The organism is Micromonospora sp. NPDC001898 (assembly GCF_042891255.1).
GTDB lineage: Bacteria > Actinomycetota > Actinomycetes > Mycobacteriales > Micromonosporaceae > Micromonospora.
In genome coordinates, this window is the sequence record NZ_JBIATC010000001.1 from 825,102 (window position 1) to 838,028 (window position 12,927).

General features: G+C 73.3%; 9 protein-coding genes. 8 read left to right on the top strand and 1 reads right to left on the bottom strand.

The genetic code is table 11. The annotated features are described in order from the left end of the window. Positions 1 to 4: 4 nt before the first annotated feature. The 7 genes from argS (at position 5) to ACFYZF_RS04015 (ending at position 11,260) form a co-directional block, all read left to right on the top strand. Positions 5 to 1,669, top strand: a complete 1,665-nt coding sequence (gene argS / locus ACFYZF_RS03985) for an arginine--tRNA ligase (RefSeq protein ID WP_387015671.1) — start codon at positions 5 to 7, stop codon at positions 1,667 to 1,669. Between the two features lie 60 nt (positions 1,670 to 1,729). Next, positions 1,730 to 3,115 carry a diaminopimelate decarboxylase gene (lysA, locus tag ACFYZF_RS03990; protein ID WP_387015674.1) on the top strand — a complete coding sequence of 462 codons (1,386 nt, stop codon included), beginning with the start codon at positions 1,730 to 1,732 and terminating at the stop codon, positions 3,113 to 3,115. Beyond that, complete coding sequence (locus ACFYZF_RS03995; RefSeq protein WP_387015677.1) at positions 3,112 to 4,437, top strand: homoserine dehydrogenase; 1,326 nt, start codon at positions 3,112 to 3,114, stop codon at positions 4,435 to 4,437. The genes lysA and ACFYZF_RS03995 overlap by 4 nt, the downstream gene beginning before the upstream one ends. A gap of 128 nt (positions 4,438 to 4,565) precedes the next feature. Next, complete coding sequence (gene thrC / locus ACFYZF_RS04000) at positions 4,566 to 5,615, top strand: threonine synthase (protein WP_387015678.1); 1,050 nt, start codon at positions 4,566 to 4,568, stop codon at positions 5,613 to 5,615. Between the two features lie 134 nt (positions 5,616 to 5,749). Continuing rightward, positions 5,750 to 9,019: an efflux RND transporter permease subunit gene (locus ACFYZF_RS04005; protein WP_387015681.1), complete on the top strand. Its 3,270-nt coding sequence runs from the start codon at positions 5,750 to 5,752 to the stop codon at positions 9,017 to 9,019. Positions 9,020 to 9,188: 169 nt separating this feature from the next. After that, the gene (locus ACFYZF_RS04010) at positions 9,189 to 10,010 is read left to right on the top strand and encodes a polysaccharide deacetylase family protein (RefSeq protein ID WP_387015684.1); all 822 of its coding nucleotides are present in this window, start codon (positions 9,189 to 9,191) and stop codon (positions 10,008 to 10,010) included. 11 nt (positions 10,011 to 10,021) lie between these two features. Beyond that, positions 10,022 to 11,260, top strand: coding sequence for an MFS transporter (locus ACFYZF_RS04015; RefSeq protein WP_387015686.1), 1,239 nt, complete (start codon positions 10,022 to 10,024; stop codon positions 11,258 to 11,260). A 21-nt stretch (positions 11,261 to 11,281) separates the two neighbouring features. On the opposite strand, the gene ACFYZF_RS04020 is transcribed toward ACFYZF_RS04015, so the two are convergent. Then, positions 11,282 to 11,632 carry a hypothetical protein gene (locus ACFYZF_RS04020; protein WP_387015689.1) on the bottom strand — a complete coding sequence of 117 codons (351 nt, stop codon included), beginning with the start codon at positions 11,630 to 11,632 and terminating at the stop codon, positions 11,282 to 11,284. Between the two features lie 107 nt (positions 11,633 to 11,739). Between ACFYZF_RS04020 and thrB the strand changes: the two genes are divergently transcribed. After that, positions 11,740 to 12,684, top strand: a complete 945-nt coding sequence (thrB, locus tag ACFYZF_RS04025; protein ID WP_387015692.1) for a homoserine kinase — start codon at positions 11,740 to 11,742, stop codon at positions 12,682 to 12,684. Positions 12,685 to 12,927: the final 243 nt, after the last annotated feature.

Sequence of the window (12,927 nt, forward strand, 5' to 3'; positions counted from 1 at the left end):
TTCGGTGACTCCCGCAGAACTCGCCGCCGCCGTCCTCTCCGCAGCCCACGCCGTCCTCGCCGACCGAGGCCTGGACCGCGCGGCGCTTCCGGAGCGCACCGTCGTCGAGCGACCGCGCAATCCCGAGCACGGCGACTACGCCTCGACGCTCGCCCTCCAGCTGAGCAAGAAGGTGGGCGTGCCCCCGCGGGAACTGGCCGCCGAGCTGGCCGAGCAGCTCGGCCGGGCCCCCGGGGTCAAGTCGGTGGAGATCGCCGGACCGGGCTTCCTCAACATCCGGCTCGACGCGGCCGCCGCCGGTCAGCTCGCCCGGTCGATCGTCGAGGCCGGCCCGGCGTACGGGCGCGGCGACGCGCTCGCCGGCCAACGGCTCAACCTGGAGTTCGTCTCGTCCAACCCGACCGGCCCGGTGCACATCGGCGGGGTCCGCTGGGCCGCCGTCGGCGACGCGCTCAGCCGGCTGCTGCGCGCCGCCGGCGCCGAGGTCGGCACGGAGTACTACTTCAACGACGCCGGCTCCCAGATCGACCGGTTCGCCCGGTCCCTGCTCGCCGCCGCGAAGGGCGAGCCCGCCCCGGAGGACGGCTACGGCGGCGCGTACATCGCCGAGATCGCCACCGAGGTGCGCAACCGCCGGCCCGACGTGCTGGACCTGGACGACGCCGCCGCCCAGGAGGTGTACCGGGTCGAGGGCGTGCAGCTCATGTTCGTCGAGATCAAGTCCTCGCTGCGCGAGTTCGGGGTGGAGTTCGACACCTACTTCAACGAGAAGGACCTGCACGACCAGGGCAAGCTGGACCAGGCCCTCGCCCGGCTACGTGAGCAGGGTCACGTCTTCGAGACCGACGGGGCCGTCTGGCTGCGCACCACGGACTTCGGCGACGACAAGGACCGGGTGCTGCGCAAGTCCAACGGTGAGTGGACCTACTTCGCCGCCGACTGCGCGTACTACCTGGACAAGCGCGAGCGCGGCTTCGACCGCATCGTGATCATGCTGGGCGCCGACCACCACGGCTACATCGGCCGGATGAAGGCGATGGCCGCCTGCTTCGGCGACGACCCGGACACCAACCTGGAGATCCTGATCGGCCAACTCGTCAACCTGGTCCGCGACGGCGCGCCGGTGCGGATGAGCAAGCGCGCCGGCACCGTGGTCACCCTGGAGGACCTGGTCGACGCGATCGGCATCGACGCCTCCCGGTACGCGCTGGCCCGCTACTCCAGCGACTCGCCGATCGACATCGACGTCGAGCTGTGGACCCGGGCCACCCGGGACAACCCGGTCTACTACGTGCAGTACGTGGCGGCCCGCACGGCCAGCGTGGGCCGTAACGCCGCCGAGGTGGGGCTGACCCGGGGCGACGCCGACGCGTTCCGCCCCGAGCTGCTCGCCCACGAGAAGGAGAACGAGCTGCTCAAGGCGCTCGCCGAGTTCCCCGCCGTGGTCGCCTCCGCCGCCGAACTGCGCGAACCGCACCGGGTGGCCCGGTACCTGGAGGGGCTGGCCGGGGCGTACCACCGGTTCTACGACAACTGCCGGATCCTGCCGCGCGGCGACGAGGAGATCACCGACCTGCACCGGGCCCGGCTCTGGCTCAACGACGCCACCCGCACGGTGATCGCCAACGGGCTGTACCTGCTCGGCGTCTCCGCGCCCGAAAGGATGTGATCGCGTGCGAGCGCGAGGAGTGAGCGTGCGAGCCCCGCAGTCGCGAAGTGGAGACTGCTGATGCGGGCTCATGAGGCCGGTGCGCTGCACAGCGACATCGGCAACCGGGGGCCGGCCTGGCTGCGTACCCCGGCCGACGTCAACGCCCTGGTGCCGCAGCTCTGGCCGCGCACCGCGACCCGGGCCGCCGACGGCGCGCTCGCCGTCGGTGGGCTCGGCGTCCGCGAGATCGCGGCCGAGTTCGGCACCCCGGTGTACGTCCTCGACGAGGACGACCTGCGCTCGCGCTGCCGGGACTTCCGGGCCGCCTTCGCCGACGCCGACGTCTACTACGCGGGCAAGGCGTTCCTCTGCCGGGCCGTGGTGCGGATGATCGCCGAGGAGGGCCTGCACCTCGACGTCTGCACCGGGGGCGAGCTGGCCACCGCGCTGTCCGCCGGGATGCCACCGGAGCGGATCGGCTTCCACGGCAACAACAAGTCCGTGGCCGAGCTGACCCGGGCCCTGGACGCGGGCGTGGGGCGGATCGTCCTCGACTCGTTCACCGAGATCGACCGGCTCACCGCGCTGGCCCGGGAGCGCGGGGTGCGCCCCGGCGTGCTGATCCGGGTCACCGTGGGCGTGGAGGCGCACACCCACGAGTTCATCGCCACCGCCCACGAGGACCAGAAGTTCGGCTTCTCCCTCGCGGGCGGGGCCGCCGCCACGGCCGCGTTCAAGGTCCTCGACGAGGACGTGCTCGACCTGCGCGGCCTGCACTCGCACATCGGCTCGCAGATCTTCGACGCCAACGGCTTCGAGGTCTCCGCCCGGCGGGTGCTCGCCCTTCAGGCACAGATCCGCGACGCCCGGGGGGTCGAGCTGCCCGAGCTGGACCTGGGCGGCGGCTTCGGCATCGCGTACACCACCCAGGACGACCCGTCCGCACCGCAGGAGTTGGCCAAGCGGCTTCGCAAGATCGTCGACGGCGAGTGCGCGGCCGAGCGGCTGGCCGTGCCGCACCTGTCCATCGAGCCGGGCCGGGCGATCGTCGGCCCCGCCGTGTTCACGCTCTACGAGGTCGGCACGGTCAAGGACGTCGACGGGATCCGGACGTACGTGAGCGTGGACGGGGGGATGAGCGACAACATCCGCACGGCCCTCTACGACGCGTCGTACTCGGCCACGCTGGCCTCCCGGGCCTCGACCGCGCAGCCGCTGCTCGCCCGCGTGGTGGGAAAGCACTGTGAGTCCGGGGACATCGTGGTGAAGGATGAATTCCTGCCCGCCGACGTGCAACCGGGAGATCTTGTCGCGGTGCCCGGCACGGGGGCCTACTGCCGGAGCATGGCCAGCAACTACAACCACGTGCCCCGGCCCCCGGTGGTCGCGGTGCGCGACGGCCGGGCCCGCCTGATCGTCCGGCGGGAGACGGAAGAGGACCTGCTCGCATTGGATGTCGGATGACCTCACCTGTTCGCTTGGCGCTGCTCGGCTGCGGAACGGTCGGCAGCGAGGTGGTACGGCTGCTGCACGAGCAGTCGGCCGACCTCGCCGCCCGGATCGGGGCGCCCCTGGAAATCGTCGGGATCGCCGTCCGCCGGCTCGGCCGGGACCGCGGCGGCCTGCCGGTCGACGAGGCGCTGTTCACCACCGACGCGCTCGGCCTGGTCAAGCGCGACGACGTCGACGTGGTGGTCGAGGTGGTCGGCGGGATCGAGCCGGCCCGGGGCTGGCTGGTCGAGGCGCTGCGGGCCGGCAAGAGCGTGGTCACCGCCAACAAGGCGCTGCTCGCCGAGGACGGCGCGGCGCTGCACGACGCGGCGGCCGAGGGCAGGGCGGACCTCTACTACGAGGCGTCGGTGGCCGGGGCGATCCCGCTGTTGCGCCCGCTGCGCGACTCGCTGCACGGCGACCGGGTCAACCGGGTCACCGGCATCGTGAACGGCACCACCAACTTCATCCTCTCCGCGATGGACGCCACCGGGGCCGGCTTCGCCGAGGCGCTGGAGGAGGCCACCGCGCTGGGCTACGCGGAGGCCGACCCGACGGCCGACGTGGAGGGCTTCGACGCGGCGGCCAAGGCGGCCATCCTCGCCTCGCTGGCGTTCCACACCCGGATCACCGCCGCGGACGTGCACCGCGAGGGGATCACCGAGGTCACCGCCGCCGACGTGGCCAGCGCCAAGGCGATGGGCTGCACGATCAAGCTGTTGTGCATCGCCGCCCGGGGCCGGGACAGCACCGGGGCGGAGACGGTCAGCGTCCGGGTGCACCCCGCGATGATCCCGCTGACCCACCCGCTGGCCAGCGTCGGCGACGCGTTCAACGCCGTCTTCGTCGAGGCCGAGGCGGCCGGGCAGCTCATGTTCTACGGCCGGGGTGCGGGCGGCGCGCCGACGGCCAGCGCCGTGCTCGGCGACGTGGTGGCGGTGGCCCGCAACCGGCTGGCCGGGGTGCGTGCGGCCAGCGAGTCCGCGTACGCCGACCTGGCGGTGCGGCCGATGGGGGAGGCGCTGACCCGCTACCACATCAGCCTCGACGTGGCCGACCGTCCCGGTGTGCTGGCCTCCGTGGCCGGGGTGTTCGCCCGGCACGACGTGTCCATCGCCACCGTCCGGCAGGGCTCGGCGGGCGGTGGTCGTCCCGGCTCCGGCGACGACGCCGAGCTGGTCATCGTCACCCACGTGGCGCCGGACGCCGCGCTCGCCGCCACGGTGGGGGAGCTGCACGGGCTGGACATCGTCCGGTCGGTGACGAGCGTGCTGCGGGTCGAGGGCGAGGCCTGAGGAGCCCGAACCGCGTTCGCGTCTCGCCTGGTGGTTATGGGCGGGTGCGGCAGGCGTGGGTCGGGGAGGTTGGGCCACGCTGGGGGTGCCCCCGGCGTGGTGGGGCGGTCAGAGGCGAGGAGAGCGACATGTGGCGGGGTCTGATCGAGACGTACCGGGACCGGCTGCCGGTCACCGACGCCACCCCCGTCGTCACCCTGCACGAGGGGAACACCCCGCTGCTGCCCGCGCCGGTGCTCTCCGCCCGGCTCGGCTGTGACGTCCACCTGAAGGTCGAGGGGGCCAACCCGACCGGCTCGTTCAAGGACCGGGGGATGACGCTCGCGGTCTCCAAGGCCGTGGAGCACGGCGACAAGGCGATCATCTGCGCCTCGACCGGCAACACCAGCGCGTCCGCCGCCGCGTACGCGGCCCGCGCCGGGATCACCTGCGCCGTGCTGGTGCCGCAGGGCAAGATCGCCCTCGGCAAGCTGGCCCAGGCGCTGGTGCACGGCGCGAAGCTGCTCCAGGTCCAGGGCAACTTCGACGACTGCCTCGCGCTGGCCGCCAAACTCGCCCAGGACTACCCGGTCGCGCTGGTCAACTCGGTCAACCCCGACCGGCTGCACGGGCAGAAGACCGCCGCGTTCGAGATCGTCGAGGCGCTCGGCGACGCCCCCGACATCCACTGCCTGCCGGTCGGCAACGCCGGCAACATCTCCGCGTACTGGATGGGGTACTCGGAGGACCTGCGGGACGGCAACGCCACGAAGGCCCCGAAGATGTACGGCTTCCAGGCCGCCGGGGCGGCGCCGATCGTCAGCGGCCAGGTGGTGCACGAGCCGTCCACCATCGCCACCGCCATCCGGATCGGCAACCCGGCGAGCTGGACCAAGGCCCTCGACGCCCGGGACGCCTCCGGAGGGCTGATCGCCGCCGTCTCCGACCGGGAGATCCTGGCCGCGTACCGGCTACTCGCCCGCGAGGTCGGGGTCTTCGTCGAGCTGGGCAGCGCGGCCAGCGTCGCCGGGCTGCTCCAGCAGGCTGCCGCCGGCAAGGTCCCGGCCGGCGCCACGGTCGTCTGCACGGTCACCGGTCACGGCCTCAAGGATCCGGAGTGGGCGATCTCCACCGCTCCCACCCCGGTCACCATCGCCAACGACCCGCTCGCCGCAGCGCGCTCCCTCGACCTGGCCTGACGGACCGGCGAAGCTCCCCAGGCCAGCCGGGGCGGCTCGCCGGGCGACGCCCCCGCGCCGGAAAAGGGATCCGGTGCGGCAGACTCTTCCTCACCGAGCTGTTCCACCCTCTTCCCTAGGAGTGAGCCACTCCGATGTCGTTGCTTGCCAGATTCAGCCTCGCCAACCGAGGGCTGGTCGCCCTCATCGCGGTGGTCACGACGATGTTCGGCCTGTTCGCCGTGCCGTCGTTGAAACAGCAACTCCTGCCTTCGCTGGAGTTCCCCGGTGCCTTCGTCGTGGCGGTCTACCCCGGCGCCGGGCCCGAGATCGTCGAGTCCCAGGTCACCGAGCCGATCGAGAACAGCCTCCAGGGCATCCCCGGGCTGGAGGGGGTCACCTCGACGTCCCGCGAGGGCTCCGCCACCGTCCAGGTGCAGTTCGCGTTCGGCACCGACCTGGACGGCGTGGTCAACAAGATGCAGACCGCGCTGAGCCGGATCGACGCCCAGCTCCCCGAGGGCGTCGACCCGCAGGTCCTCACGGGCAGCACCGACGACCTCCCGGCCGTGGTGCTCGCCGCGGCCGGCGGCGGTGACGAGCGGGCGCTGGCCGACAAGCTGCGCGACACCGTGGTGCCGGAGCTGGAGTCGATCGAGGGGGTCCGCACGGTCACCGTGACCGGCACCCGCGACCAGGTCGTGACCGTCACCCCGGACCCGGCCAAGCTGGCCGCCGCGAAGCTCTCGCCGACCGCAATCGGCACGGCCCTGAAGACCAACGGCGTCGCGGTGCCGGCCGGCGCGGTCTCCGACGGCTCGCGGTCGCTCACCGTCCAGGTGGGTACGCCGGTCCGCTCCGTCGACGACCTCAAGGGCATCGTGCTGGCCCCGACCGCGCCGAAGGCGGCCCCGGTCCGGCTCGGCGACGTGGCGGCCGTGGAGCAGCAGCTCGCACCGGCCACTTCGCTCACCCGCACCAACGGCCGGGACAGCCTCGGCATCGCGGTCACCGCGTCGCCGGACGGCAACGCCGTCGAGATCTCCCACGAGATTCGGGACCGGCTCGCCGACCTGCGTTCGGCCTCCGGCGCGGACCTGACCGTCATGTTCGACCAGGCGCCGTTCGTGGAGAAGTCCATCGAGAGCCTCACCACCGAGGGCCTGCTCGGCCTGGTGATGGCGGTCGTGGTCATCCTGGTCTTCCTGCTGTCGGTGCGTTCCACCGTCGTCACGGCGGTCTCCATCCCGCTGTCGGTGCTGGTGGCGCTGATCGCGCTCTGGATCGGCGACTACTCGCTCAACCTGCTCACCCTCGGCGCGTTGACCATCGCCGTCGGGCGGGTGGTGGACGACTCGATCGTGGTGTTGGAGAACATCAAACGACATCTGGAGTACGGCGAGCCGAAGCGGGAGGCGATCCTCACGGCGGTCCGCGAGGTGGCCGGCGCGGTTACCGCGTCGACGCTGACCACGGTGGCGGTCTTCGCCCCGATCGCGCTGGTCGGCGGCTTCGTGGGGCAGCTCTTCGCGCCCTTCGCGATCACCGTGACGGTGGCCCTGCTCGCCTCGCTGCTGGTCTCGCTGACGGTGATCCCGGTGCTGGCGTACTGGTTCCTGAAGCCGAAGCAGGGCGGGGCGGACGACGCCGCACGCCGCGCGGCCGAGGAGAAGGAGCTGCGCAGCCCGTTGCAGCGGGCGTACCTGCCCGTGATCGGGTTCGCCACGCGGGGCCGGGGCACCCGCTGGATCACCCTGGGCCTGGGCCTGCTGGTGCTGCTCGGCACCTTCGGTCTGTCCAGCGTGCTCAAGACCAACTTCCTGGACGACTCGGGCCAGGACACCCTGACCGTCAGCCAGCAGTTGCCGGTCGGCGCCGGCCTGGCGGCCACCGACGCGGCGGCCCGCCGGGTCGAGGCGGTGCTGGAGCGCACCGACGGCGTCGAGACGTACCAGGTCAGCGCAGGCGGCAGCGACCAGCCCTGGGCGGGCGGCGGCGGCAACAACGCCGCCACCTTCTCGGTGGCGCTGGACGGCGACACCGACGTGGCCGAGGTGAAGCGGACGCTGCGCCGGGAGTTCGACGCCCTCGGCGCCGAGGTGGGCGAGCTGAGCTTCGGCGGGGCCCAGGGCGCGACCAACCAGCTGGCGGTCGTCGTCCAGGCGGCCGACCCGGAGGTGCTGGCGCGGGCGGCCGAGCAGGCGCGGGCGGCGATGGCCGGCACGGCCGACGTCGAGGACGTCTCTACCACCCTGGCCGAGCGGGTGCCGCGGGTGGACGTGACCGTCGACCGGCTGGCCGCGGCCAGGGTCGGGCTCAGCGAGGCGGCCGTCGGCCAGCTCGTGGCCCAGGTGTACCGGGGCGTCCCGCTGGGACAGGTGACCCTCGACGGCGGGCAGCAGGACGTGGTGCTGCGCGGCGGCGGTAAGCCGCCGACGACCGTGGAGGAGCTGCGAGCCCTCCCGGTCGGCCCGGTGAAGCTGGACGACATCGCCGACGTCACCCAGGCCGAGGGGCCGCAGCAGGTGACCCGGATCGACGGCGAGCGCAGCGTCACGGTCACCGGCACGGCGACCGGCGCGAACCTCGGCGCGACCAGCAAGGAGTTGCAGAAGAAGCTGGACGCGATCGACGTGCCCGGGGCGAGTATCAGCATCGGCGGCGTCAGCGCCGACCAGGAGGAGGCGTTCGCCGACCTGGGGCTGGCCGTGCTGGCCGCCATCGCGATCGTCTTCCTGATCATGGTGGCGACGTTCCGCAGCCTCACCCAGGCGCTGATCCTGCTGATCTCGATCCCGTTCGCGGCGACCGGGGCGATCGGCCTGCTGCTGGTCACCGGCACCCCGCTGGGCGTGCCGGCGCTGATCGGCGTGCTGATGCTCGTCGGCATCGTGGTGACGAACGCGATCGTGCTGCTGGACCTGATCAACCAGTACCGGTCGCAGGGGATGGGGGTCCGGGAGGCGGTGGTCGAGGGCGGCCGGCGCCGGCTGCGCCCGATCCTGATGACCGCGGTCGCGACGATCTTCGCCCTGCTGCCGATGGCGTTCGGGCTGACCGGGGAGGGCGGCTTCATCTCGAAGCCGTTGGCGGTCGTGGTGATCGGCGGACTGCTCAGCTCCACGCTGCTCACCCTGATCCTGGTCCCGACGCTGTACACGATGGTGGAGCACACCAAGGAGTCGCTGCGGGCCCGCCGTCGGCGGCGTACCGGCGGGTCGGCGCCGGAGTCCGGTGCGCCGGGCACGGACGACGCCCCGGTGACCGAGCCGGTGCCGGTGGGTTCGCCGTCCGGTGCGTCCGCGGCCCGGCCCGCAGGTCCGGCCCGGCCGGCGCCGTCGGCGGCCCTGGTGGACGGCACCGATCAGTTCGAGGTGCTGCGGCTGCCGAAGAGCCGGCAGTCCCCGCTGCCGCCGGCCGAGTAGCCGGGCACGACCACGACACGCCCCCGCCGGGTCCGCCCGGCGGGGGCGTGTCGCGTACGGTCGCCGCAGGGTGCGTCGTGCATCCGACCGGATGCGGTGGATCATTTGACGCATACTGACGGGGTCTCGGTCGTTCCGGGTGGGCGGCCGCCGGCGAGCGGAGCGGTCCATGGCGGAGAGCGGTGGCCGGTGGGAGCGGCGGACCGTGCTGCGCCGGGCCGGGCTGCTCGCCGGTGGCGCGGTGCTGGGCGCCGGGGCCACGGCCCAGAGCACCTGGATCGCCGACCGGCGCCTGCCGCTGGCCGGCGGCCCGGCCAGCGCCACCCTCGGCAGCGACAGCCAGCAGGTCGGCGACGGCGAGGTGCCGGTCGTCTGGGCGGCCCGGACCGAGCAGCCACTGGTGGCGCTCACCTTCGACGACGGCCCCCGGCCGCACTGGACGCCGATGGTGCTGGACACCCTCGACCGGTACGCCGTGCCGGCCACGTTCTTCCTGGTCGGGCAGTGGGCCCGGCGGCACGCCGATATCCTGCGCGGTCGGCTCGGCCGGCACGAGGTGGGCAACCACAGCTGGGCGCACCACGACCTGGCCCGGCACGACGCCGCCGAGGTCCACGACGACCTGCGCCGGTCGCACGACGCGATCACCGAGGCCGCCGGGGTCGCCCCCCGGCTGCTCCGCCCGCCGTACGGGCACCTCGGCGGCGCGGTGCTGCATGCCGCCGCCCGGCTGGACTACCGGGTCGTGCTGTGGTCGTTGCAGATGGTCGAGCGGCAGTACCCGGACGATCCGGTCGGCCATGCCAGGCGGATCGTGGCGGGGGTGCGGCCCGGCACCATCCTGCTCGCCCACGACGTCGGGGACCCCCGCCGGCTGGTCGCGCTGCGCGGCCTCCCCGACCTGATCACCGGCCTGCGGGACCGCGGTTTCACCTTCGTCACCGTCTCCGAGCTGCTGCGCCGGGCGAGCCCGCCGCCCGTAGCCGGGTAGGGTTCCGGTCCGTGTCGCCCACCGCCTCGGTTCTGGTCCGCAACCGGAACTTCCGCAACCTCTTCCTGGCCGAGCTGGTCGTCTTCGGTGCCGACTGGTTCGTCATGGTGCCGCTGCTCGTGCTGCTGCCGACGCTGACCGGCAGCGGTGTCTGGGGCGCGCTCGTGCTGGCCGTGGACACCGGCGTGGTGGCGCTGCTGCTGCCGTACACCGGGACGATCGCCGACCGGTTCGACCGCAAGAAGATCATGATGGCGGCCAACGTGGCGTCGCTGCTCGGCGTGCTGCTGCTGCTCGGCGTCCGCAGCGCGGACACGGCGTGGCTGGCGATGGCGGGGATCGCCGTGGTGGCGGTGGCGAAGGCGTTCTACTCCCCGGCCGCCCAGGCCGCCCTGCCCAACGTCCTCGACCCGGACGAGCTGGCCGCCGGCAACGCGGTCGCCGGCTCCGCCTGGGGCACCATGACCGTCGTCGGCGCCTCGCTGGGCGGCGTGCTCAGCGCCGCCGCCGGCCCGTACGTCTGCTTCTGGGTGGCCGCGGTCGGCCTGACGCTGGCGGCGGGGCTGGCGGCGCTGATCCGCCGTCCGTTGCAGGCCCCCCGGGACGCCGCCGTGCCCGCCCAGCGCACCTGGGCGGCGATCCGGGAGGCGCTGGGCTACATCGGTCACCGCCCCCGGGTCCTCGGGCTGGTCACCGTGAAGTCCGCGGTGGGCCTGGGCAACGGCGTGCTCACCGTCTTCCCGCTGCTCGCCGGCGTGTACGGGGTGGGTGCGATCGGCACCGGCCTGCTCTTCGCGGTGCGCGGCGCGGGCGCGCTGGTCGGTCCGATCCTGATGCGCCGGGTGCTGACCAACCGGGCCTGGCTGCTGCCCGGCCTGGCCCTGTCGATGTCCCTCTACGGCCTAGCCTACGTGGGCACCTCGGTGGTCGACTGGTTCCCGCTGGTGCTGGCGCTGGTCTTCGTGGCGCACTTCGCCGGTGGGAGCAACTGGGTGATGTCGAACTTCGCCCTTCAGGGCGAGGTGCCGGACCGGCTGCGCGGCCGGGTCTTCGCCACCGACATGATGCTGGCGACGCTTGCCGTCTCGGTCAGCCAGCTGGTGGTGGCCGGAGTCATCGACATCGTGGACGAGCGGGTGGTGCTGGCCGGCTGCGGCCTGGTCACGCTGGTCTACGCGGTGGGCTGGCGGATCGCCACCCGGCGGCTCTCGCTGACCGACCCGGTGGCTGAGCCCGCCCCGGCCCGCTGACCGCCCGGCGGGGCAGTGGGGTCACGCGCCGCCGGTCGGCCGCCGGCCCGTCAGAGCTGCGGCGATCACCAGGCCCAGCCCGGTGGGGTGGAGCAGTGCGAGCACCAGGCTGACGCCGGTGTTGAGCTGAGCCACCGCGACGCTGGACAGCGAGGCGCCCCCGGACGTGTAGAGCCGGGGCAGGACGAGCAGCCAGGCGAGGCTGACCAGCGCGCCGACCAGCAGCACCACCACGCCCGACACCAGCATCAGCCGGGACGGCCGGCCGAGCCGGTCGCGGGAGACCACTGCCAGCGTCAGGCCGGCCACCAGCACCAGCAGGGTCGGGAGCTGCGTGGCCACCTGGGTGGCCGAGTAGGTCAGAAACTCCATGTCAACTCCCGCCCGGTGATCGTCCCGGCCAGGCTAGCGGAGGCGGACGAATCCCACGGGCCGGGCCGGACCGCCGCCGGACCGCCCCGGCGGCCTAGCATGAGCGCGTGCCGACGACATTCGTGTCCGGGCCGGTCAAGGTCCGGGTCCCCGCCACCAGCGCCAACCTCGGTCCGGGGTTCGACGCGCTGGGGCTGGCGCTCGGCCTGCACGACGACGTGGCCGCCGAGGTGGTGCCCGACGGCGTCCGGGTGACGGTGACCGGGCAGGGCGCGGGTGAGCTGCCCGACGACGACGCGCACCTCGTCGCCCGGGCGATGCGGGCCACCTTCGACGCGCTGGGCGGGCAGCCGTCGGGCTTCGCCGTGGAATGCGTCAACCGGATCCCGCAGGCCCGCGGCCTGGGATCCTCGTCGGCCGCCATTGTGGCCGGCGTGCAGCTCGCCCGGGCGCTGGTCGTCGACGGCGACACCCGGCTGGACGACGCGGGCGCGTTGCGGTTGGCGGCGGAGATCGAGGGACATCCGGATAATGTCGCCCCCTGTCTGCTCGGCGGCTTCACGATCGCCTGGACGGAGCCGTCCGGCGCCCGCGCGGTCTCGCTGGCCGTCGACGACCGGGTGCGGCCGACGGTCTTCGTGCCCGAGGAACGCGGCCTGACCGCCGTGGCCCGGGCCGCGCTGCCCGGCGCCGTCCCGCATGCCGACGCCGCGCTCACCGCCGGCCGGGCCGCGCTGCTGGTGCACGCCCTGACCGCCGAGCCGGCCCTGCTGCTGCCCGCCACGGTCGACCGGCTGCACCAGGATTACCGCGCCGAGGGGATGCCCGGCACGTCTGCCCTGGTCGGCGCGCTGCGTGCGGCCGGTGTGGCTGCCGTGGTCAGTGGGGCCGGGCCGACGGTGCTGGCGCTGAGCGAGCCTGGCCCGGGTTTTTCGGTGGGAACAGGTTGGCGGACTCTGCGGTTGGCCATAGATGTGCACGGAGCACGGGTCGCACGGGGTAGACTTGGACACGCCGAGCGGGACCCTGTTGCCGCAGGTCGGAAGAGTTGATTACGCTCTAGACTTAGCACAGCCGCGAAGCATGCGATCTTCCTGCGGGTCGGCGCACCCCCGAGGCTCTCGGCGGTCAGCCCGTCAATTCTGCTTAAGGCCCACGCCGCACCGCAGTTTCCGCAGGTCGCCGCAGGCGGCGAGACCTGCTCACCGATGTTGGTGAGCCGGGAAACCCGACCGGCTGCTGTGTCACAGTCTCCCGCGACGCGTCATGCGAGGCGGGTGCACCGAGGCCGCCCG